This is a genomic window from Geodermatophilus normandii, assembly GCF_003182485.1.
GTDB classification, from domain to species: domain Bacteria; phylum Actinomycetota; class Actinomycetes; order Mycobacteriales; family Geodermatophilaceae; genus Geodermatophilus; species Geodermatophilus normandii.
Genome location: NZ_QGTX01000001.1, coordinates 1,028,652 through 1,050,424 on the forward strand (window position 1 = coordinate 1,028,652; position 21,773 = coordinate 1,050,424).

Here is a 21,773-nt window from a genome sequence, read left to right on the forward strand (position 1 = left end):
CGCGGGAGCGCCCGCCTCAGAGGTAGCGGCGGTAGACGACGGTGGCGACCATCGCCGGCTTCGTCTGGCCCTCGACCTCGACGGTGACGTCCATGTTCATCGCGATGCCGCCGTCGAAGGGCGTCGCGGACGCGAGCGCCGCGCCGGCGCGGACCCGGCTGCCCACCGGAACCGGCGAGGGGAAGCGCACCTTCTCGGTGCCGTAGTTGACGCCCATGCGGAAGCCGTTGATCTCCACGATCTCCGGCAGCAGCGACGGGATGAGCGACAGCGTCAGGTAGCCGTGCGCGACCGGGCCGCCGAAGGGGCTCTCCCTCGTCGCGCGCTCGACGTCGACGTGGATCCACTGGTGGTCCCCGGTCGCCTCGGCGAACTGGTCCACCTGCTCCTGGGTCACCTCGACCCAGCCGCTGTACCCGAGGTGCTGCCCGACGAGCCCCTGCACGCCCTCGACGCCCTCCACGGTGGTCTGCGCCATCGCCTGTCCTCCTGTGTCCTCGGTCCGTGTCGCTGGTGGTCTGGTTGGCTGACTCCACCACATCGGCGGGAACGGGGGCGACGGTGCTGCGACTGGGCCGGCTGGACGTGCCCGACGGCGGTCTGGTGGTCATGGCCATCGTGAACCGCACGCCGGACTCCTTCTACGACCGCGGCGCGACCTACGAGCTGGCCGCCGCGGTCGAGCGGGTGGACCGGGTGGTGGCCGAGGGGGCGGACGTCGTCGACGTCGGCGGGGTGAAGGCCGCGCCGGGCGCCGAGGTGTCCCCCGCCGAGGAGATCCGCCGCACCGTGGACCTCGTCGCGGCCGTCCGCGCGGCCCACCCGGACCTGCCGATCTCCATCGACACCTGGCGCGCCGAGGTCGCGCGCGAGGTCCTGGCCGCCGGGGCCGACGTCGTCAACGACGCGTGGGGCGGCGTCGACCCGGAGCTGGCGCACGTCGCCGCGGAGGCGGGTGCCGGCATCGTGTGCACCCACGCCGGCGGGCTGCCGCCCCGCACCCGGCCGCACCGGGTCGCCTACGACGACGTGGTCGCCGACGTCGTCGCGCGGACGACGGCGCTGGCCGAGGCCGCCGTCGCCGCCGGCGTGGACCGCGAGCGGGTGCTCGTCGACCCCGGGCACGACTTCGGCAAGAACACCCGGCACTCGCTGGAGGCCACCCGCCGCCTCGACGAGCTGGTCGCCACCGGCTGGCCGGTGCTGGTGGCGCTGTCCAACAAGGACTTCGTCGGCGAGACCCTCGACGTCCCCCTCGAGCAGCGGCTCACCGGCACGCTCGCGGCGACGGCGGTCAGCGCGTGGCTCGGCGCCCGGGTGTTCCGCGCCCACGACGTCGCCGCCACCCGCCAGACGCTGGACATGGTGGCCTCGATCCGCGGCGACCGTCCGCCCGCACGCACCACCCGCGGCCTGGCGTAGCGGCCGTCCGCGCACGATCAGCTGAGCTCGGCGTGGAGCGTCCTGGCTCACCGTCGGCAGTGAGCCAGGACGCGGCACGACCAGGTCACCTGATCGTGCCGCGTTACCGTCCGCGCATGGCCGCCACCGGGTTCCTCCCCGCCGACGAGCTCAACGCCCTGCTGCCGGGCACCCTCCCCGGGCTGCTCGGGCTGGCGGTCACCGCGCACGAGCCCGGCCGGCTCGAGGCCGCCCTCGAGGTCCGCCCCGACCTGCTCGCGCCCAACGGCTACCTGCACGCCGCGACCGTCGTCGCGCTCGCCGACACCGCCTGCGGCCTGGCCACCCGGGCGCTGCTGCCCGAGGGCGCGGCCGGCTTCACCACCATCGAGCTCAAGAGCAACTTCCTCGGCACCGCCCGCGAGGGGCGGGTGGAGACGGTCGCCACCAACGTCCACGCCGGGCGCTCCACGCAGGTGTGGGACGCCGTCGTCCGGTCCGGCGCCGGGAGGACGCTGGCGCTGTTCCGCTGCACCCAGTCGGTGCTGTGGCCGAGGTGACCCGCCAGTAACCCGCGAGTCGCGCGACACACGGCGGGTGTGAGACTGGCGCCACCCCGAACCCGAGGAGGAGCACAGTGGCTCTGGCCAGTCGTTATCCCGACGTCGCGATCCCCGACCAGTCGGTCCCCGAGTTCGTCCTCGCGGGCGGTGCCTCGCGTCCGGACGCGCCCGCCCTGGTCGACGGCCTGACCGGCGACTCGATCACCCACGGCCAGCTGGCCACCTACGTCGACCGCGTCGCGGCCGCGCTCGCCGCCCGCGGCCTGCGCAAGGGCGACGTCGTCGCGGTGCTGTGCCCGAACACCATGTGGTACCCGGTAGTGTTCCACGGCATCGCCCGCGCCGGCTGCGTGATGAGCCCGATCAACTCGCTCTACACCGCCCACGAGGTCGCCTTCCAGCTGAAGGACTCCGGCGCGAAGGTGCTCATCACCGTCTCGCCGTTCCTCGACCGGGCGCTGGAGGCCACCGAGCAGACGCCGGTCGACGAGGTGGTCGTCATGGACGGCGCCGAGGGCCACGCCTCGCTGCTCGACCTGATCAGCAGCGACGCCCCGTCGGTCGACGTCGACATCGACCCCGCCGAGGACCTGGTCACGCTGCCCTACTCCAGCGGCACCACCGGCCTGCCCAAGGGCGTCATGCTCACCCACCGCAACCTGGTGGCCAACGTCAGCCAGTCCCGCCCGCTGGTGGAGCTGCACGAGGGCGACGAGCGGATCATCGCCGTCCTGCCGTTCTTCCACATCTACGGCCTGACCGTGCTGATGAACCAGGGCCTGCAGTGGGGCGGCACCGTCGTCACCCTGCCGCGCTTCGACCTCGAGCAGTTCCTGCGCACCATCCAGGACCAGAAGATCACCCGTGCCTTCGTGGCGCCGCCCATCGTGCTCGCGCTGGCCAAGCACCCGATGGTCGACCAGTTCGACCTCTCCTCGCTGCGCAGCATCACCTCCGGGGCCGCGCCGCTGGACGAGGCGCTGGCCCAGGCCGCCCAGGACCGGCTGCGCAAGGGCGCGGCCGACGGCGTCGTCGTCGCGCAGGGCTACGGGATGACGGAGCTGTCGCCGGTCTCGCACACCACGCCCGACGCCACGCGGCTGCCCGAGGGTGTCACCGCCGTGCCGAAGGGGTCGGTCGGCCTGGCGCTGCCCAACACCGAGTGCCGGCTGGTCGACCCGTCGACGGGCGAGGACGCCGCGGCCGGAGAGCGCGGTGAGCTGTGGGTGCGCGGCCCGCAGGTGATGAAGGGCTACCTCAACAACCCGACCGCGACGGCCGACACCCTCGACGCCGAGGGCTGGCTGCACACCGGCGACGTCGCCATCGTCGACGAGAACGGTTGCTTCACCGTCGTCGACCGGGTCAAGGAGCTGATCAAGTACAAGGGGTACCAGGTGGCCCCGGCCGAGCTCGAGGCCGTGTTGCTCAACAACCCGGCCATCGCCGACGCCGCCGTGATCGGCGTCAAGGACGAGGAGAGCGGCGAGGAGCTGCCCAAGGCGTTCGTCGTCCGGGCGCCCGGCGCGGAGATCTCCGAGCAGGAGGTCATGGACTACGCGGGCAGCCGGCTCGCGCCGCACAAGAAGATCCGTGCGGTGGAGTTCATCGAGCAGGTGCCGAAGTCCGCGGCCGGCAAGATCCTCCGCAAGGACCTCAAGGCGCGCGCGTAGCGCCGCGGCGGGCCGGTCCCCTCGGGGGCCGGCCCGCTGTCGTCCCCGGCCTCACCACGGCAGGCCGAGGACGGCGTCGCGGGTGCGGGCGTGCCGCGCGCCCGCGAAGCGCAGGACCGTCCGGGCCGGCCGGGACGCGGTGCGCAGCACCCGGACCCGCTCGGCGGGGTGGCAGGCGTCGAGCAGCCACGGCAGCGTGAACAGCGCCTGACCGGCCGGCAGGGAGCGGCGGGCGGCCCGCACGAGCCGCTCCCGCTCGGCCGCGGGCACGTGCTCGTCGACCAGCGGGAGCACGCCGTCCTCCTCGGCGTCGAGGCGCGCGGCGACCAGGTCGGCGAGGTCGGTGAGCGCCACGGCCAGCGCCGGGGCGCCGGCGCTGACGTCGCGGGCGAACAGCGGCAGCGCCTGCCGGGCCCGCGCGAGCGCGGAGTCGAGGGCGGCGTCGCCGCCGGCGCGGCGCGGGTCCGGGGAGCCCCCGGGCAGCACGACCCGGGACAGCGCGGCCTCCAGCCCGCGGCGCAGCGCCGCGTGGGCCCGCACCTCGGCCAGCACCCGCGTGGTCCAGCGGACCAGCTCGCGCTGGCGGACAGGGCAGCACGGCTCGTCGAGGGCGACGCCGCTGAGGGCGTCGGCGACGACCCGCGTGCCGGAGCGCAGGGCCCGGTGCAGCAGGGCGTGGTCGGTCAGGTCGGTCACCGCGCCGCGGCCGGCGGGGGCGGGCGCGCGGCGGACGGGCGCGGGGGACGTCGTCGTCGTGGTCATGGCGGGAACGGTGCCGCCGGGCCCCTGCACGGCGCTTGTGGCCTGCTTGGAGCCGGGCGTGACGGCCGGCCCGGTCAGTGGCCGCCCGGCGGTCGCGCCGCCTCTCCGGCCGCGGTCGGCGGGACGCCGACGATCCGCTTGTACGCACGCGAGAAGGCGGCCTCGGACTCGTAGCCCAGGCGTCCGGCCAGCTCCCCCACCCGCGCGCCCTGCCCGAGGGCGACCGTGGCCAGGTGCATGCGCCAGCGGGCCAGGTGGTGCATGACCGGCTCCCCGGCCAGCTCGGTGAACCGGGCGGCGAACGACGAGCGCGACATCCGGGCCTCCCTCGCCAGCCGGGTCAACGTCCAGGCCGTCCCGGGCTCCCGGTGCAGCAGGGCCACCGCCTGCCCGACCTGGGGGTCGCGCAGGGCCCGCAGCCAGCCCGGACCGGTGGCGGCGGTGTCCAGCCACGTGCGGACGGCCTGGAGGACGACGACGTCGGCGAGCCGGGTGACCACCGCCTCGGCGCCCGGGCGGTCCTCGGCGGCCTCGTCCGTGAGGACCTGCAGCAGCAGCGGCAACCACCCGGTCCGGCGGGGGTCGCGCCCGTCGACGACCAGGACCGGCGGGAGCAGGTCGAGCAGGGGGGCCGCACCGGGCCGGGCGGGCTCGACCACCCCGCACACCATCGCCGCCGGGGCGCCGCCGCCGTCCAGCCGCAGGACCGAGTAGTGCTCGCCCAGCTGCTGCTGCGGCAGCAGGTCGGCCCGACCGGCGACCGGTGCCCCCGGTGCGCTGCGCAGCAGGTGCCCGCGACCGTGCGGGACCAGGGCGAGGTCACCCACCCCGAGCGTCCGCTGCTCGCCGTCGACCTCGAGCACGACGCTGCCGCGGGTGACGACGTGGAAGGCCATGCACCCGGCGAGGGCGGGCATCTCGACGCCCCAGGGCGCGGTCGCCTCCGACCGGCAGTAGAAGGTGCCGTGGACGCGGAGGTCGGCGAGCAGGTCGCCGACCGGGTCGACCGGCGTCCAGGGCCGGGCCGCGTCCCCGCCGCCGTCCTCCCCGCCGTGCCCGCCTGCGCCCACGGCACCAGCCTGCTGGCCCCTCCCACCGGGCGTCCAGGCATCCCGGACGAACGGGCACGGACGTCGGACGCACGGTCATGGGCCGGCGCGCTCCGGCCCGCCAGTCTCGGCAGCGACCGGCCACGTCGGCCGGCGGGACCGGGAGGAGCAGGGACGTGCGCGTGCTGGTGGTGGGGGCGACGGGTGGTTCGGGACGGGCGGCGGTCGAGGCGCTGACCTCGCGGGGACACGAGGTGACCGCGTTCGCGCGGCGGGCGGGCGCCGCGTACGCGGAGCGCGCCGGCATCCGGGCGGTGGACGGCGACGCGACGGTGCCGGAGGACGTCGACCGCGCCGTCCGGGGACAGGACGCGGTGGTGGTGACCCTGGGCATCAGCGAGCACCCGCTCCGGGTGCGGCTGCGCGGGAGCCGCGGCACCCCGATGGACGTGCGCTCGCGCGGCACGGCCGCGGTGGCCGCCGCCATGCGGGCCCACGGGGTCCCGCGCCTGGTCGTGCAGTCGTCCTACGGCGTCGGGACGACGCGGGAGTGGCTGCCGCTGTCCTCGCGGCTGGTGTTCGCGCTCCTCCTGCGTCCGCAGATCGCCGACCACGAGCGGCAGGAGCGGGTGGTGCGGGACAGCGGCCTGGACTGGACGATCGTCCAGCCGGTCTACCTCACCGACGGCGACGATCCGGCCGCGACCTCGCCGGACGGGGACGTCGCGGGCATGCGCGTCTCCCGCCGGGCGGTGGGCGGGGTGCTCGCCGACCTGGTGGCCACGGGAGGGGACGGCCGCTGCCTGGCGGTGTCCGGCGCCGCGGTCCCCTCGACCGGACCCGGTCTGCCGACGGTGGGGAGCGCGCGGGCCTCCTAGGGTCGGGGCATGCGTGCGGTGATCGCGAGCGGACCCGGCGGACCCGAGGTGCTCGGCTGGGGCGAGGTGCCCGACCCGGAGGCCGGCCCCGGCGAGGTCGTCGTCGACGTCGCCGCCACCGCGGTCAACCGGGCCGACCTCCTGCAGCGCGCCGGCAACTACCCGCCGCCGCGCGGCGCCAGCGAGGTCCTCGGCCTGGAGTGCAGCGGGATCGTCAGCGAGGTCGGCGAGGGCGTGACCGGCTGGAGGGTCGGGGACGAGGTGTGCGCGCTGCTCGCCGGCGGCGGGTACGCCGAGCGGGTCGCCGTCCCGGCCGGGCAGCTGCTCCCCCGCCCCGCCGGCGTGGAGCTGGCCACCGCGGCCGCGCTGCCGGAGGTCACCTGCACCGTCTGGTCGAACGTCTTCCAGCTCGCCGGCCTGCGCCGGGGTGAGGCGTTCCTCGTGCACGGCGGGTCCAGCGGCATCGGCACGATGGCCATCCAGCTCGCCGTGCGTGCCGGGGCGCGGGTGTTCACCACCGCCGGGAGCGCCGCCAAGCTCGAGTTCTGCCGCGAGCTCGGCGCCGAGGTCGGCATCGACTACCGCGACGAGGACTTCGTCGAGCGGGTGCGCGAGGAGACCGACGGCGCCGGCGTCGACGTCGTGCTGGACAACATGGGCGCGAGGTACCTGGCCCGCAACGTCGACGCGCTCGCCGTCGGCGGCCGGCTGGTCGTCATCGGCATGCAGGGCGGCACGCGGGCGGAGCTGGACCTCGGGAAGCTGCTGGCCAAGCGGGCGTCGGTGGCGGCCACGGCGCTGCGCTCGCGGCCGCCCGCGGGACCCGGGGGCAAGGCCGGGATCGTCGCGGCGGTCCGGGCTGAGGTGTGGCCCGACGTCGAGCGCGGGGTGGTGCGGCCGATCGTGGACCGGCGGCTGCCGATGTCGCGGGCGGCCGAGGCGCACCGCGTCGTCGAGGCCAGCGAGCACATCGGGAAGGTGCTGCTGCTGCCCGACTCCTAGAGCAGCGCGCCCCGCAGCGCCGCCACCGAGTCGATCACGTAACCGACCTCCTCGGCGGTGTTGTAGTGCGCCAGCCCGAGGCGGACGGCGCCGCCGAGCTCGTTGACCCCGAGCGCGTCGAACAGCTCGCGGGCGTAGAAGTCACCGTCCCAGGCGCAGATGCCCCGGCGGGACAGCTCGGCGGCCACCTGGCGCGGGCGCATGCCGGGCACGGTGAACGACAGGGTGGGCGTCGTGTGCTCGGGGAAGCCGACCACCTGCACGTGCCGCATCGCGCGCAGCGCCTGGTCCAGCCAGTCGAACAGCCCGCCCTCGTAGGCCGCGACCGCCGCCATCGACGTGCGCAGCCGGTCGCGGCGGCTGCCGGCGGCGTCCTCGCAGAGGCCGGCGAGGTGGTCGACGGCGGCGGTGACGCCGGCGTACAGCTCGAAGGGCGGGGTGCCGGTCTCGAAGCGGTCGGGCACCCGGTCGGGGGCGGGCGCCAGCCGGTCGGGCACCAGCTCGGCGAGCAGCGCGGGGTCGGCCACCACCGCGCCCACGTGCGGCCCGCACCACGTGTAGGCCGAGACGGCGACGAAGTCCGCCCCTAGCGCGGCCCGGTCGAGGAACACGTGCGGAGCCGCCTGGACGGCGTCGACGAAGACCAGCGCCCCGACGGCGTGGGCCCGGGCGGCGATCGAGGCGACGTCGGGCCGCGTGCCGATGGCGTTGCTGGCCGCGGTCACCGCCACCAGGCGGGTGCGCGGCGTGACGAGCTCGTCGTACTGCCACGTGGGCAGCTCGCCGGTCTCGATGTCGACCTCGGCCCACCGCACGACGGCGCCCACCTGCTCGGCCAGCTGCAGCCAGGGCCGGATGTTGGCGTCGTGGTCGAGGCGGCTGACCACCACCTCGTCGCCGTGGCGCCAGGTGCGCGACAGGGCGCGCGCCATCGCGTAGACCAGCGTGGTCGTGTTCGGGCCGAGGACGACGCCGGTGGACACCCCGCCGACGAGGTCGGCCACGGCGGAGCGCGCGGCGGCCACCAGGCCCTCGGTGCGCGACGACGACGGGAACACCCCGCCCCGGTTGGCCACCGGCACCCGCATGGCCGAGGAGACGGCGTGCGCGACGCTCTCCGGCACCAGCGTGCCGGCGGGCGCGTCGGTGTGCACGAACCCGTCGGAGAGGCCGGGGAACAGGCCGCGGACGCGCGCGACGTCCAGCCGTGGTTCCCCCGGGTGCATGCGGGCGACCCTAGTTGGCACGGTCACCGGCCTGCTCCGCGCGTTCGGCGGCCGGACGCGCGGGGCAGGATGGAGGGCATGACGGCACCCGGGAACGGCATGGAGCGTCCGCAGCAGGTCGTCGTCGTCGGTCCCGACGGGCGGCCGGTCGGCACGATGCCCGTGCCCGCCGGAGGCCCCGACGGCGACGGTGACGGCCCCCCTGGCATCGGCGAGATGGTCGAGCAGCCGGCCAAGGTCATGCGGATCGGCACGATGATCAAGCAGCTGCTCGAGGAGGTCCGGGCCGCGCCCCTCGACGACGCCAGCCGCAGCCGCCTGCGCGACATCCACGCCTCGTCGATCCGCGAGCTGGAGCAGGGCCTGGCCCCCGAGCTCTCCGACGAGCTGCGCCGGATCACCTCGCCGTTCAGCGACTCCGAGACCCCGTCGGACGCCGAGCTGCGGATCGCCCAGGCCCAGCTCGTCGGCTGGCTCGAGGGCGTCTTCCAGGGCATCCAGACGGCGCTGTTCGCCCAGCAGATGGCCGCCCGCGCGCAGCTGGAGGAGATCCGCCGCGGCCGGGCGCTGCCCGGTGGCACCGGCACCCCCGACGTCCGTCCCGGCGGCGGCCAGTACCTCTGACACCGCCGTCCCCCGGCCGCGGTGCGCCCGGGGGGACCACCAGCGCCACGGAGGCCACGACGACGGCGGCGCCGCCCCGGTGGGGACGGCGCCGCCGTGGTGCCGGGGTCAGACGGCGAAGCGGGCGACGGCGTCCTGCAGCTCACCGCTCATGCGGGCGAGCTCGGCCGCGGCGCGCTGGGCGTCGGCGACCCGGGCACCGGTCTGCTGCGTGCCGGCGGCCAGCCCGCCGATCGCGGTGGCGATGTGCCGCGAGCCGCCCGCGGCCTCGGCCACGTTGCGGTTCATCTCGTTGGTGGTCGCCGTCTGCTCCTCGACCGCCGCGGCGATGGTGGCCTGGAAGTCGTTGATCTCGCCGATGACGGCGCTGATCCGGCTGATCGCCTCGACGGCGCCGGCGGTGTCGGCCTGGATGGCCTCGACCCGGCGGGAGATGTCCTCGGTCGCGCGGGCGGTCTCCTGCGCGAGCTCCTTGACCTCGCTGGCCACGACGGCGAAGCCCTTGCCGGCCTCCCCGGCGCGCGCGGCCTCGATGGTCGCGTTGAGCGCCAGCAGGTTGGTCTGCTCGGCGATGCCGTTGATCAGCTTCACGACCGTGGCGATCTCCTGCGAGGAGTCGCCGAGCTTGCCGACCGTGCGGGTCGTCGTCTCGGCGACGTCCACGGCCTGACCGGCGACGCGGGCGGCCTCGGCGGCGTTGTGCGCGATCTCGCGGATCGCCGTCTCCATCTGCGAGGAGCCGGTGGCGACGGTGTCGACGCTGGCGGCCACCTCACCGGCGGAGGCGACGACGGCGTCGGTCTGGTCGGAGGCCGCACGGGAGAACTGGGCGATGCCGCTGGCGGCGGTGTCGAGCTGGGTGGAGGCGCCCTGCAGCCGGCCGGCGGAGTCGCGGACGAGCACGAGCACGCCGCCGAGGGCGTCCAGCGTCCGGTCCAGCGAGCGGGCGACCTCGGCGAGCTCGCCGCCGCCGGTCTCCCCGGCGCGCACGCGCAGGTCGCCGCCGGCGACCTTGCCGAGCACCTCGCGGATCCGCTCGACCGGCCGGGTCACGCTGCGGGCCACCAGGACGGCGAGCACCAGCGCGACGAGCAGGCCCAGGACCATGATCACGACGGTGAGCGTGCGGGCGGAGGAGTAGGCGTCCGCGGCCGCGGTGGCGGTGGCCTCGGCGTCCACGCGGGCGGTCTCCCCGGCGGCCGCGAGGGAGTCGGTGATGACCGCCTCGTTGGCGTTGAGACGGGTGATGATCGCCTGCTGCTCGGCCAGGGGGAGGGTGCTGCCGGTCGGGGTCGCGCTGGCCACCAGCAGCTGCAGGTCGGTCAGGTAGCCCTGCGACGCGTCGACGAACTCCCCGTAGGAGGCGCGGGTCTCCGGCGACATGGGCAGCTCACCCACCGAGGCGGTGTCCTCGGTGAGGACCTGCGCCGCGTCGCCGGCCTTCTGCTGGGCCGAGGCGCGGGCGTCGGCCGGCAGGGTGACGATGTTGGCCCGGGCGGTGTGCGCCATGAGCTGCCACCAGTCGGTCTGCAGCTCCTGCAGACCGGCCACGGGCAGCGCACCGTCGGTGTAGACCCGGTCGGCCCGGTCGCTGAGGCTCGCCATCCGGACGATGCCGAACGCACCCACCCCGATGGTCGTCAGGGCGACCACGAGGATGGCGCCGAGCAGCCGGGTGCGCAGCCCCCAGCCTGCCGCCGCGGAGTCGTCGGCGCGCGCGAGGGGGACGCGAGGGGTGCTCTGGCTCATGGTCGCCTTCCGTGGCCTCGTACAGGTCGGCACTGGTGCCGGTCGGTGCACACATCGGCAGGAGGCGGCTCACCTTGAGCCGGAGCGGGGCGCGCGGGTTCAGAGCGAGGCGAGGAACGCGGCGACGCCGTCGTCGTCGTTGGTGCCGGTGACGTCGGTGGCCGCGGCGAGCAGGTCCGGGTGGGCGTGCGCCATGGCCACGGCCCGGCCGCCGCCCTCGCGCACCCAGTCGAAGGCGGCGATGTCGTTGGGCATGTCGCCGAAGACGACGACCTCGCCCGGGCCCACGCCGAACCGGTCGGCCACCCGGGCGATGCCCGTGGCCTTGGTGACCCCGCGGGCGGAGATCTCGGCCAGCGCGTCGGAGGAGGAGTTGGTGACGGTCGCGCGGTCCCCGACCACGCGCTCGACCAGGACCATGAACTCGTCGCGGCCGAGGTCCTCGTGACGCGCCAGCAGCTTGGCCGCGGGCGCCGCCACCATCTCCTCCAGCGACGCCTCGGCGACGCCGGGCGCGTCGACGTCCCACCGCGGCCGGTACACCGGCTCGTGCCGGAACTCCAGGCCGTACTCGACGGCGAACCAGGTGCCCGGCTGCTCGGCGCGCAGGCCCGCGGTGATCTCGGCGAGGACCGCCGGGGGCAGCGCCTCCTCGTCGACGATCTCGAAGCGGCCGAGGTCGAGCAGCACCGCGCCGTTGCAGCAGACGGCGGTGCCCGACCGCACGACCTCCCGGATCCGGCGCATCCAGCGCGGCGGCCGGCCGGTGGCCAGGACGAGGGGGACGCCGTCGTCCGCCCAGCGCTCCAGCTCGGCGACGGTGGCGTCGCTGACGGTGTCGTCGGACCGCAGCAGCGTGCCGTCCATGTCGCTGGCGATCAGCCGGGGGCGCCAGTCAGACACCGGCGAGCACCGCCTCGAGGTAGCGGGCCACGCCGTCGGCGTCGTGGCCACTGGTGAGCCCGCCGGCGGCCGCGCGGACCGCTGGGTGGGCGTTGGCGACCGCGACGGCGCGCCCGCCGGCGGCGGTGACCGCGCCGATCATCGGCAGGTCGTTGGGCATGTCGCCGAAGACGAGGACGTCACCGAAGCCGACGTCGTGGTGGTCGAGCGCGATCGCCAGGCCGGTGGCCTTGGTGACCCCCGGCGGCAGGACCTCGATGAAGCCGAGGCCCGCGTGGGTCACCTCGGCCTCGGCCGGGTCGACCACCGACCGGGCGCGGGCGAGCAGCTCGTCCTGGCCGAGGCCGGGTGAGCGGAGGAACACCTTGAGCACCGCGCCGGTGGGCAGCACCTGGTGCCGCGGCAGCAGGTGCGCGGGCTCGGGATAGGGCCAGTCGAAGCCGTGCTGCACCCGCAGCGGCGCGTGCGCCTCGGCCTGCTCGGCGGCGTCCTCCACGGCCAGGACCAGGTCGCCGGTCACGGACTCGATCCGCTCGATCACCGCGGTCGCCTGCTCCCGCGGGAGGCCCACCGTGCGCAGCACCTCGTCGCGCTCCAGGTCGACGACGAAACCGCCCTGGGCGAGGACGGCGATGCCCCGCCCGCCGAGCGCGGCACGCACGCTGTCGAGCAGCCGCGGTCCCCGGCCGGTGACGCCGACGACGGGGATGCCGGCGTCCCAGCACGCCTCCAGGGCCGCACGCGTGCGGGGCGTGACCTCACCGGCCGAGGACAGCAGCGTGCCGTCGAGGTCGCTGGCGACCAGCCGCGGCCGCCAGCCGTCGAGGTCGCCGAGGTCCACCACCCGCTCGGCGTCCGGGGAGGGGACGTGACCGGAGAGGACGGTCCGGCTCATGCGGCTGCCGGCGGCACGGGGGCGGCGAGCGTCATGCCGGGGGTGAGCACCTCGTGCCCGCCGAGCCACGGCCGCAGCGCCGCCGGGACGTGCACCGAGCCGTCGGCGCGCTGGTGCACCTCGAGCAGGCAGGCGATGGTGCGGGCGATGGCGCACAGCGTGCCGTTGAGGGTGGCCGCCGTCTGCGGCTTCCCGCCCTCGTCGCGGTAGCGGATGGCCAGCCGGCGGGCCTGGAAGGTGGTGCAGTCCGAGGTGCTCGTCAGCTCGCGGTAGGTGCCCTGGCTGGGGAACCAGGCCTCGATGTCGTACTTGCGCGCGGCGCTGGTGCCCAGGTCACCGGCGGCGATGTCGACGACCCGGTAGGGCAGCTCGAGCGCCTGGAGGAACTCCTCCTCCCAGGCGAGCAGCCGCCGGTGCTCGGCGGCGGCCTCCTCGGGCCGGCAGAAGCTGAACATCTCGACCTTGTCGAACCAGTGCACGCGGATGATGCCGCGGGTGTCCTTGCCGTAGGAGCCGGCCTCGCGGCGGAAGCAGGACGACCAGCCGGCGTAGCGGCGCGGGCCGGCGGAGAGGTCGAGCACCTCGTCGGCGTGCATGCCGGCCAGGGCCACCTCGGAGGTGCCCACGAGGTAGAGGTCGTCGCGCTCGACCCGGTAGACCTCCTCGTCGTGCTCGCCGAGGAAACCGGTGCCCTCCATCGCCTCGGGCTTGACCAGCGCGGGCGCGACCACCGGGGTGAACCCGGCGGCCACCGCGCGGGTGACCGCCAGCTGCGCCAGCGCGAACTCCAGCAGCGCGCCCGGGCCGGTGAGGAAGTAGAAGCGGGCGCCGGAGACCTTCGCGCCGCGCTCCATGTCGATGGCGCCGAGCGCCTCACCGATCTGCAGGTGGTCGCGCACCTCGAAGTCGTAGGCGGGGACCTCGCCCACCGTGCGCAGGGTCACGGCGTCGTCCTCACCGCCGGGCGGGACGTCGTCGTGGACGACGTTGGCCAGGCCCAGGTGCGCCTGGCGCAGCGCGGCGTCGGCGGCGCGCTGCGCCTCCTCGGCCTCCTTGACCTGCGCGGCCAGTGCCCTGGCCCGCTCGAGCACGGCCGGGCGCTCCTCCTTCGACGCGCCGCGCACCGCCTGCGAGGCCGCCTTCTGCTCCGCGCGCAGGTCGTCGGCGCGCTTGACGGCGGCGCGGCGGGCCTCGTCGGCGGCCAGGAGCGCGTCGACCCGGGACTCGTCGGCGCCGCGGGCACGCTGGCTGGCACGGACGACGTCGGGGTGCTCGCGCACCAGGCGCAGGTCGATCACACAGCGATCGTAGGCAGGCGCGGCCGTCGTCCCCGGGCGGCCGAGGCTGGGACACTCGGGGCATGCGCTTCCTCGGCGGCAACCGCCCGGCCACCGACCTCACCTACGCCGACGTCTTCATGGTGCCCAACTCCAGCACCGTCGGCTCCCGGCTCGAGGTCGACCTGACGACGCCGGACCGGGTGGGCACCACCATCCCGGTCGTCGTCGCCAACATGACGGCGATCAGCGGCCGCCGGATGGCCGAGACCGTCGCCCGCCGCGGCGGCCTCGCGGTGCTGCCGCAGGACATCCCGGTCGACGTCGTCGGCGAGGTCGTCTCCTGGGTGCACGCCCGGCACCCGGTCTACGACACCGCGATCACCCTCTCCCCCCACTCGACCGTGGGCGAGGCGCTGTCGCTGATGACCAAGCGCGCGCACGGCATCGTCGTGGTCGTCGACGGGGAGGTGCCGGTGGGCGTGGTGACCGACGGCGCCTGCCAGGGCGTGGACCGCTTCAGCCAGCTCTCCCAGGTCATGGCCGCCCACCCGCTGACCATCCCGGCCGGCACCGAGCTGCCGAAGGTCTTCGACGTGCTCGCCGAGGAGCGGGTCAGCGCCGCCCCGGTGGTCGAGGGGGAGCGGCTGGTCGGCGTCGTCACCCGCAAGGGCGCCCTGCGCTCGACCGTCTACACGCCCGCGGTGAACGCCGAGGGGCAGCTGCTCACCGCGGCCGCCGTCGGCATCAACGGCGACGTCGCCGGCAAGGCGGGGGCACTGCTGGCCGCCGGGGTCGACGTGCTCGTCGTCGACACCGCGCACGGTCACCAGGAGAAGGCGGCCGAGGCCGTCCGCGCGGCCCGCTCGGTGGCCGGGCGGGTGCCGGTGGTGGCCGGCAACGTGGTCACCGCCGAGGGCACCCGCGACCTCATCGAGGCCGGCGCCGACGTCGTCAAGGTCGGCGTGGGCCCCGGCGCCATGTGCACCACCCGGATGATGACCGGCGTCGGGCGGCCGCAGTTCTCCGCCGTGGAGGAGTGCGCCGCCGAGGCGCGCCGGCTGGGCAGGCACGTGTGGGCCGACGGCGGGGTGCGCCACCCCCGCGACGTCGCGCTGGCGCTGGCCGCGGGTGCGGCCAACGTGATGGTCGGCTCCTGGTTCGCCGGCACCTACGAGAGCGCCGGTGACATCCACGACGACGGCAACGGCCGGCTCTACAAGGAGTCCTTCGGCATGGCCTCGGCCCGCGCGGTCAAGGCGCGGACGGCGCAGCAGAGCGGCTTCGAGCGTGCCCGCGCGGGGCTGTTCGAGGAGGGCATCTCGTCGTCGCGGATGTACCTCGACCCGGCCCGCCCGGGGGTGGAGGACCTGGTCGACGGCATCGTCGCCGGGGTCCGCTCCTCGTGCACCTACGCCGGGGCCCGCACCATCGACGAGTTCCACGAGCGCGCGGTCGTGGGGGTGCAGAGCGCGGCCGGCTACGAGGAGGGCCGTCCGCAGCCCACCAGCTGGTGAGGCCGCTCCCGCGCGAGGTCTTCGAGTCGCTGGTCGCCGACGCCCTCGACGCGGTCCCGGCCGACCTCATGGCGCTGCTGGACAACGTCGTCGTGCTGGTCGAGGACCGCAACGAGGACGAGCCGGAGCTCCTGGGTCTCTACGAGGGGTACGCGCTGACCGAGCGCGGCTGGCAGTACGGCGGCGCGCTGCCCGACCGGATCATGGTCTACCGCGAGGCCATCTGCGACATCTGCTCGACCGCCGAGGAGGTGGTCGAGGAGGTGACGGTGACCGTGGTGCACGAGATCGCCCACCACTTCGGCATCGACGACGAGCGCCTGCACGAGCTCGGCTGGGGCTGACGGACCCGGACGTCCTCCCGCGTACCGTGACCGCGTGCCATCCGACGTCGCCAGGAACAGCGGGCTGCCGATCAAGATGCTGCACGACCGGATCCTCGTGTCCCTCCGCAGGGAGGACGGCGAGCGGCGGTCGACCGGCGGGATCCTCATCCCAGCGACCGCGCAGGTGGCCAAGCGGCTGGTCTGGGGCGAGGCGCGCGGCGTGGGCGCGAGCGTCCGGCAGGTGAAGGTCGGCGACCAGGTGCTGTTCTCCCCCGAGGACCAGCACGAGGTCGAGGTGCACGGCGAGGAGCTGGTCATCCTGCGCGAGCGCGACGTGCACGCCGTCGCCGCCGAGCGGATCGAGGAGTCCACCGGCCTCTACCTCTAGCGGCCCGTGCACGCGGCGCCGTCCTCGGGCAGGCTGCGCAGCGCTCCCGGCACACGGGAGGACGGCGGGTGGACGACGCGGCACTGCGGGCGGAGCTCGAGGCGACGCTCGACGAGCAGTGGGGAGGGCTCCCGACACCCGCCGCGTCCGTCAGCTGTGGGCGACGACGACCTCGGTCATCGCGGTCAGCCACCGGCGGACGACGTCGAGGTCGTCGCCGGAGAACCCGTCCATGGCGGCGACGAGCTCGCGCTGCAGCCCGCCGAAGAAGGCCGCCCCCGCCGCCATCGACGCCTCCGACATCTGCAGCACCACGCGTCGGCGGTCGGCCGGGTCACGGACGCGGTGCACGTGCCCGGCGCGCTCCAGCCGGTCGACCAGCGCCGTCACCGACGCCGAGCTCAGCCCCACCGCGGTGCCCAGCCCCCCGGCGGTGAGCGGCTCCCCGCGCCGGGTGGCGTCCATGATCGCGATGACCGCCCGCACGTCCGTGCGGCCGAGCCCGTGCGGCCGGGCGAAGCGCTCACCGACCGCGTCGAGCTCCACGGTGAGCCGCCGCAGCAGCAGCGCGAGCTCGGTCCGCTCCCCGTCGTTGCGCGCCACCGTCCCCACCCCTAACCTCTCGGTCATCGAGATATTCGGCCGTCGAGAGGATCACATCATGGCGCGCCGGGCCCGCTGGCTGCTCCCCCTGCTCGTCCTGCTGCTGTGGGTGGGTGCCGCAGGCCCGCTGGGCGCGCTCAGCGGGAAGCTGACCGGCCTGCAGGAGAACGACACCGCCGCCTTCCTCCCCGACAGCGCGGAGTCCACCCGGGTGGCCGAGCTGCAGCGGGACTTCTCCCCCACCGAGGCCATCCCCGCGATCCTGCTGTGGGAGTCCGACGCCCCCCTCGACGAGGCCACGCTCGGCGAGATCGGGCAGCGCCTGGAGGAGGCCACGGCCGTCGCCGAGGACGCCGGCTTCCTCGCCGGCCGGGCCTCACCGCCCATCCCCTCCGACGACGGGCTGGCCGTCGAGGCCGTCCTGCCGCTGTCCCCGGACGTCGGTGACGAGCTCGTGCCCGTGGTGGAAGACGTCCGGGAGGTCATCGCCGTCGACGGGACCTCGTCGTTCGTGACGGGCCCGGGCGGCATCTTCGCCGACTTCGCCAACGGCTTCGCGGGCATCGACGGCCTGCTCCTGCTGGCCGCCTTCGGCGTCGTCCTGCTCATCCTGCTGGTCGTCTACCGCAGCCCGATCCTGCCGTTCCTGGTGATCGCCACCGCCGGGCTGGCGCTCACCGCCGGCACCGCGGTCGCCTACCTGCTGGCCGACGCCGGGCTGATCACCGTCAACGGCCAGAGCCAGGGCATCGCGTCGATCCTGGTGGTGGGGGCGGCCACCGACTACGGCCTGCTGCTGGTCTCCCGCTTCCGCGAGGAACTGCGCACGGAGTCCTCGCGCCACGCCGCGATGCGCACCGCGCTGCGCCGCTCGTGGGAGCCGATCGTCGCCTCCGGCGCGACCGTGGTCCTCGGCGTGCTCTGCCTGCTCTTCTCCGACCTGGCCTCCAACCGCGGCCTGGGCCCGATCTCGGCGGTCAGCGTCACCCTCGCCGTCGTCGCCGCGCTGACCTTCCTGCCCGCCGCGCTGACCCTGCTCGGCCGCGCCGCGTTCTGGCCGTTCCGCCCGCACGTCGGCGACGAGGTGCGCGAGGGGCGCGGCTGGCCGCGGGTGGCCGCGCTGGTCGGCCGGCGGCCGCGCCGCGTGCTGGCGGTCAGCACCCTGGCGCTGGTCGCGGCGGCCGTGTTCGCGCCGACCTACCAGGCCGAGGGCATCACCTTCACCGACGCGATCCGCGGCGAGTCCGACGCGGTGGACGGCCAGGAGGCGCTGGCCCGCCACTTCGACGCCGGCGCGGGTGCCCCGGCCGTCGTCGTCACCCCGGAGGCCACCTGGCCCGCGGTCGCCGAGGCGGCGGCGGCCACCGACGGCATCGCCTCGGCCGTGCCGTTCACCGGCGCCGACGGCCCACCGCAGCCGGGCGCGGACCCGGTGGTCGTGGACGGCCTGGTCCGCCTCGACGTCACGCTCGCCGTCGCGCCCGACAGCACCGAGGCGATCGACGTCGTCCAGGACCTGCGCACCCGGCTCGACGCCGCCGACCCCGGGGCCCTGGTCGGCGGCGACACCGCCAGCAACCTCGACGCCCGCGAGACCGCTGCCCGCGACCTGCGCGTGATCGTGCCGAGCGTGCTGGTGGTGATCACCGTGGTCCTGGCCCTGCTGCTGCGGGCGCTGGTGGCCCCGCTGCTGCTGGTGGCCACGGTGGTGCTCAGCGTCGGCGCGACGGTCGGGGTGGCGGCGCTGCTGTTCGAGGACGTGTTCGGCTTCCCCGGCAGCGACCCCGGCATCCTGCTCATCGGGTTCGTGTTCCTCGTCGCCCTGGGGATCGACTACAACATCTTCCTCATGACCCGGGCCCGCGAGGAGTCGCAGCGGCACGGCACCCGCGACGGCGTCCTGCGGGCGCTGGCGGTCACCGGCGGGGTCATCACCAGCGCCGGGCTCGTGCTCGCCGCGACCTTCGGGGCGCTCTCCGTGCTGCCGCTGCTGTTCCTGACCCAGCTGGCGTTCCTCGTGGGCTTCGGCGTCCTGCTCGACACCTTCGTCGTCCGGTCGCTGGTGGTGCCCGCGGCGGTGGCCCTGCTCGGGGACCGCACCTGGTGGCCGAGCCGCCTGGCCCGCCGGGCGTCCCCGGAGCCGGAGCGCGAGCTGGAGCCCGCTCAGACCTGACCGGCGCGCAGCCGGGCCAGCCACTCCTGCGCGTCGGCGAAGGCGGCGTCGGCGGCCTCGTCGGGCACCGGCCGGCTGGTGCGGCCGTCGGCGCGCGGGTAGGAGCCGAGGAAGCGCACGTCCTCGCACACCCGGTGCAGCGCGGCCAGCGCCTCGCCCACCCGCGCCTCGGCCACGTGCCCCTCGCAGTCCAGCGAGAAGGAGTAGACCCACAGCCGGTCGCGGGTGGGCCGGGACTCGATGCGGGTCAGGCTGATCCCGCGGACGGCGAACTCGCGCAGGACGTCGAGCAGCGCGCCGGTGCGGTCGGCGACGACGGCGACCAGCGAGGTCTTGTCGTCACCGGTCGGCGCGGGCAGCTCCCCGGGACGGGACACCAGCACGAAGCGGGTCACCGCGCCGGGGTGGTCGGCGACGTCCTCGGCCAGCGGGACCAGGCCGTAGCGCTCGGCGGCGATCGGGGCGCACACCGCGGCGTCGTGCTCGCCGTCGGCCACCGCGCGGGCCGCCGCCGCGGTCGAGGAGGCGGGCAGTGCCGGGACGCCGGGCAGCCGGTCGGCCACCGTGCGGGCCGTCTGGGCGAGCGCGTGCGGGTGGCTCACCACGTCGCGCACGTCCTCGGGCCGCGTGCCGGGGCGGGTGGCGAGGACGAAGGACACGGGCAGGAAGACCTCGCGGGTGATGACCAGCGGATCGCCGTCGGCCAGCCCGTCCATCGTCGCGGGGACCGAGCCCTCGACCGAGTTCTCCAGGGGCACCAGGGCGGCGTCGACCTCGCCGGCGCGGACCGCCGCCAGCGCGGCGGGGACGCTGGCCGCGGGCCGGCGCACCCCTCCCCGGGGGGAACGGCGCTGCCGAGCGCCGCCTCGGCGAAGGTACCCTCGGGCCCGAGATAGGCGAACCGCGTCGGAGGCGTCTGGGGCACCCGACGAGGGTAGTGCGGTCGGACAGGGGTGCAGTCCCCGTCCGGGGGGAGCTGCCTCGCCGCCGGCCCGTGCGGCCGGACGCCCGGCGTCGAGGAGGAGGGATGCGTGACCCCCGGCCCCTCACCCGTCACTGACGGTGACCTCGACGCTGCACTGTGGCGCCTGCTGGCCGCGAGCGGCCGGGACGACGCGGCCGCCTTCCGCGCCGGGCTCGACGAGGTCGAGGCCGGTCTCGACGCCCGGCTCGACACGGCCGGCGACCCCTGCTGGGCGGCCTGGCGGCACGCGCTGGCCGCCCGGCGCGGCCTCCTCGACGGCGACCGGGACGCCACCGCGGCGGGGGTGGCCGCCGCCCGCGAGACCCTCGGCGACTGCCCGCCGTCGGCCTCGACGGCACTCGTCCTGGCCTACCTGGCCCACGTCGAGGCCACCGCCGACCACCCCGACTCCGCGATGCTGCTCGCCGTCGACGCGAGCCTGCTGACCGAACAGCTCGACCCGCCCGCGCCGGCCACCGGTGAGCCGTCCCGCGCCCTCGCCCAGGCGCACCTGTGGCTCTCGCTGACCCTGACCGCCCTCGACCTCGAGGAGCTCGCCGTCGCCTCGGCCGACCGCGGGCACCGCGTGGCCGCCGGGCTGCCCGACCCGGCCGACCACTGGCTGATGCTGCGGCTGTGCGCGCAGCAGAACACCGAGCTGGCCCAGACGCTGCGCCGCCGGGGCCAGGCCGGGCGGGCGCGTGAGCTGGCCGGGACCGCGCTGGCCTGCGCCACCGACGCCCGCGCCCTGGACGTCGAGCCCGACCCCGACGACCTCGACCTGCTCGACGTCGTCCAGGCGTGGGCCCTGGCCTGCCACGACGACCTCGACGACGCCCTCGGTCCGCTGCGCAGCGTGCAGCGGCGGGTGCACCGCAGCGGCAGCACGTGGCTGCGTGGCTACGCCGACCTGGCCCTGTCCCGGCTGCTCACCCGCCTCTCGCAGGTGCACGCCGGCGGCGGCCACGGCGAGGAGGCCGCCGACCTGCTCGTCGACGCCGCCGGGGCCTTCGCCGCCACCGCCGACCGGCGCCGCTACCGGCAGTGCCTGCTCGAGCTCGGTCAGGCCACCGCCGCCATGGGCCGGCCGGCCGAGGCGCTGCACTGGCTGGACGCCTACCGCGCCGAGACCGGCCGGGCGCACGCCCGCAGCCGGGAGCTGTGGGCCGAGATGTTCGTCCGCCGGAGCCGGCTGCGCGAGGTCGAGCGGCAGGCCGCCGTGCTGCGCCGGCACGCGCTGGAGGACCCGCTCACCGGGCTGGGCAACCGGCGCAGCGCCGAGCGGCGCCTGGCCGGGCTGCGGCCGGGCGCCGAGCCGCTGTCGCTGGCCGTCGTCGACGTCGACCGGTTCAAGGAGGTCAACGACGACACCTCGCACTCCCACGGCGACGAGGTGCTGCGCCGGGTGGCCACGCTGCTGCGCGAGCACAGCCGGGTCGGCGACGAGGTGTACCGCTGGGCGGGGGACGAGTTCCTCGTCGTCCTCCCCACGGCCACCCCGGCCCAGGCGCTGGCCGCCGCCGAGCGGCTGCGCGCGGCGGTGGCCGACGCCGACTGGGGCGACCTGTCCCTGAGCGAGCCGATCACGGTCAGCATCGGGGTGGCCACCGCCCCGGCCACCGACGACGACGCCGCTCCGGTCGGCTGGCGCTCGCTGTTCGACACCGCCGACCTGCACCTGTTCTCCGCCAAGCGGGGCGGGCGCAACCGGGTGCGCGCACCGGGGGTCGTGGACGGGCCCGCCGAGGGGACCCCGTCGTGAGCGCCGGCCGCAGCTGGGACGCCAGTGACGCGACGGAC

General features: G+C 75.8%; 21 protein-coding genes. 11 read left to right on the top strand and 10 right to left on the bottom strand.

Going from position 1 to position 21,773, the window contains the following annotated elements; genetic code table 11:
- Window positions 1-16: 16 nt before the first annotated feature.
- A complete protein-coding gene (locus tag JD79_RS05160; protein ID WP_110004651.1) occupies window positions 17-478 on the bottom strand; it encodes a MaoC family dehydratase in 462 nt (153 codons plus the stop codon).
- A gap of 26 nt (window positions 479-504) precedes the next feature.
- Between JD79_RS05160 and folP the strand changes: the two genes are divergently transcribed.
- From folP to JD79_RS05175, 3 genes are all read left to right on the top strand, one after another.
- Window positions 505-1,422: a dihydropteroate synthase gene (folP, locus tag JD79_RS05165; RefSeq protein WP_245899733.1), complete on the top strand. Its 918-nt coding sequence runs from the start codon at window positions 505-507 to the stop codon at window positions 1,420-1,422.
- A gap of 116 nt (window positions 1,423-1,538) precedes the next feature.
- The gene (locus JD79_RS05170) at window positions 1,539-1,961 is read left to right on the top strand and encodes a PaaI family thioesterase (protein ID WP_110004653.1); all 423 of its coding nucleotides are present in this window, start codon (window positions 1,539-1,541) and stop codon (window positions 1,959-1,961) included.
- Between the two features lie 77 nt (window positions 1,962-2,038).
- Window positions 2,039-3,637 (top strand): AMP-binding protein, encoded by a 1,599-nt coding sequence (locus tag JD79_RS05175; protein ID WP_110004654.1) that lies wholly within the window; start codon window positions 2,039-2,041, stop codon window positions 3,635-3,637.
- Window positions 3,638-3,688: 51 nt separating this feature from the next.
- On the opposite strand, the gene JD79_RS05180 is transcribed toward JD79_RS05175, so the two are convergent.
- Both JD79_RS05180 and JD79_RS05185 read right to left on the bottom strand, forming a co-directional pair.
- Complete coding sequence (locus JD79_RS05180) at window positions 3,689-4,399, bottom strand: hypothetical protein (RefSeq protein WP_110004655.1); 711 nt, start codon at window positions 4,397-4,399, stop codon at window positions 3,689-3,691.
- A 74-nt stretch (window positions 4,400-4,473) separates the two neighbouring features.
- Complete coding sequence (locus JD79_RS05185) at window positions 4,474-5,469, bottom strand: AraC family transcriptional regulator (protein ID WP_110004656.1); 996 nt, start codon at window positions 5,467-5,469, stop codon at window positions 4,474-4,476.
- Between the two features lie 155 nt (window positions 5,470-5,624).
- On the opposite strand from JD79_RS05185, the gene JD79_RS05190 reads away from it, so the two are divergent.
- Window positions 5,625-6,326, top strand: a complete 702-nt coding sequence (locus JD79_RS05190; protein WP_110004657.1) for an NAD(P)-dependent oxidoreductase — start codon at window positions 5,625-5,627, stop codon at window positions 6,324-6,326.
- A 9-nt stretch (window positions 6,327-6,335) separates the two neighbouring features.
- On the top strand, window positions 6,336-7,328 hold the full coding sequence (locus JD79_RS05195; protein WP_110004658.1) for an NAD(P)H-quinone oxidoreductase: 993 nt from the start codon (window positions 6,336-6,338) through the stop codon (window positions 7,326-7,328).
- On the opposite strand, the gene JD79_RS05200 is transcribed toward JD79_RS05195, so the two are convergent.
- Window positions 7,325-8,554 carry a cysteine desulfurase-like protein gene (locus JD79_RS05200; RefSeq protein WP_110004659.1) on the bottom strand — a complete coding sequence of 410 codons (1,230 nt, stop codon included), beginning with the start codon at window positions 8,552-8,554 and terminating at the stop codon, window positions 7,325-7,327. The two genes, JD79_RS05195 and JD79_RS05200, sit on opposite strands and share 4 nt — an antisense overlap.
- 78 nt (window positions 8,555-8,632) lie before the next feature.
- On the opposite strand from JD79_RS05200, the gene JD79_RS05205 reads away from it, so the two are divergent.
- Window positions 8,633-9,178: a bacterial proteasome activator family protein gene (locus tag JD79_RS05205; protein WP_110004660.1), complete on the top strand. Its 546-nt coding sequence runs from the start codon at window positions 8,633-8,635 to the stop codon at window positions 9,176-9,178.
- Window positions 9,179-9,286: 108 nt separating this feature from the next.
- Here the strand turns inward: JD79_RS05205 and JD79_RS05210 are convergent, their stop codons facing one another.
- The 4 genes from JD79_RS05210 to serS form a co-directional block, all read right to left on the bottom strand.
- Window positions 9,287-10,927: a methyl-accepting chemotaxis protein gene (locus tag JD79_RS05210; RefSeq protein ID WP_110004661.1), complete on the bottom strand. Its 1,641-nt coding sequence runs from the start codon at window positions 10,925-10,927 to the stop codon at window positions 9,287-9,289.
- Between the two features lie 99 nt (window positions 10,928-11,026).
- Window positions 11,027-11,830, bottom strand: coding sequence for an HAD family hydrolase (locus JD79_RS05215; RefSeq protein WP_110004662.1), 804 nt, complete (start codon window positions 11,828-11,830; stop codon window positions 11,027-11,029).
- Window positions 11,823-12,725 (bottom strand): HAD family hydrolase, encoded by a 903-nt coding sequence (locus JD79_RS05220; protein ID WP_110004663.1) that lies wholly within the window; start codon window positions 12,723-12,725, stop codon window positions 11,823-11,825. Before JD79_RS05220 ends, JD79_RS05215 begins: the two co-directional genes overlap by 8 nt.
- On the bottom strand, window positions 12,722-14,023 hold the full coding sequence (gene serS, locus JD79_RS05225) for a serine--tRNA ligase (protein ID WP_110004664.1): 1,302 nt from the start codon (window positions 14,021-14,023) through the stop codon (window positions 12,722-12,724). Before serS ends, JD79_RS05220 begins: the two co-directional genes overlap by 4 nt.
- Window positions 14,024-14,085: 62 nt before the next feature.
- On the opposite strand from serS, the gene JD79_RS05230 reads away from it, so the two are divergent.
- Genes JD79_RS05230 through JD79_RS05240 form a run of 3 tightly spaced genes read left to right on the top strand, consistent with a single transcriptional unit; the run spans window position 14,086 to window position 16,233 of the window.
- Window positions 14,086-15,519, top strand: coding sequence for a GuaB1 family IMP dehydrogenase-related protein (locus JD79_RS05230; protein ID WP_110004665.1), 1,434 nt, complete (start codon window positions 14,086-14,088; stop codon window positions 15,517-15,519).
- Complete coding sequence (locus tag JD79_RS05235) at window positions 15,516-15,863, top strand: metallopeptidase family protein (RefSeq protein ID WP_110004666.1); 348 nt, start codon at window positions 15,516-15,518, stop codon at window positions 15,861-15,863. The genes JD79_RS05230 and JD79_RS05235 overlap by 4 nt, the downstream gene beginning before the upstream one ends.
- Window positions 15,864-15,897: 34 nt before the next feature.
- Window positions 15,898-16,233, top strand: coding sequence for a GroES family chaperonin (locus JD79_RS05240; protein ID WP_245899734.1), 336 nt, complete (start codon window positions 15,898-15,900; stop codon window positions 16,231-16,233).
- A 150-nt stretch (window positions 16,234-16,383) separates the two neighbouring features.
- Here JD79_RS05240 and JD79_RS05245 read toward each other — a convergent pair whose 3' ends face one another.
- Window positions 16,384-16,863 (bottom strand): MarR family winged helix-turn-helix transcriptional regulator, encoded by a 480-nt coding sequence (locus JD79_RS05245; protein WP_110004667.1) that lies wholly within the window; start codon window positions 16,861-16,863, stop codon window positions 16,384-16,386.
- Window positions 16,864-16,894: 31 nt separating this feature from the next.
- On the opposite strand from JD79_RS05245, the gene JD79_RS05250 reads away from it, so the two are divergent.
- On the top strand, window positions 16,895-19,009 hold the full coding sequence (locus JD79_RS05250; RefSeq protein WP_110004668.1) for an MMPL family transporter: 2,115 nt from the start codon (window positions 16,895-16,897) through the stop codon (window positions 19,007-19,009).
- Here JD79_RS05250 and pheA read toward each other — a convergent pair.
- Window positions 19,000-19,839, bottom strand: a complete 840-nt coding sequence (gene pheA / locus JD79_RS05255) for a prephenate dehydratase (RefSeq protein ID WP_245899736.1) — start codon at window positions 19,837-19,839, stop codon at window positions 19,000-19,002. The genes JD79_RS05250 and pheA overlap by 10 nt on opposite strands.
- Window positions 19,840-20,040: 201 nt before the next feature.
- Between pheA and JD79_RS05260 the strand changes: the two genes are divergently transcribed.
- Window positions 20,041-21,735 (top strand): GGDEF domain-containing protein, encoded by a 1,695-nt coding sequence (locus JD79_RS05260; RefSeq protein ID WP_110004669.1) that lies wholly within the window; start codon window positions 20,041-20,043, stop codon window positions 21,733-21,735.
- Window positions 21,736-21,773 lie beyond the last annotated feature (38 nt).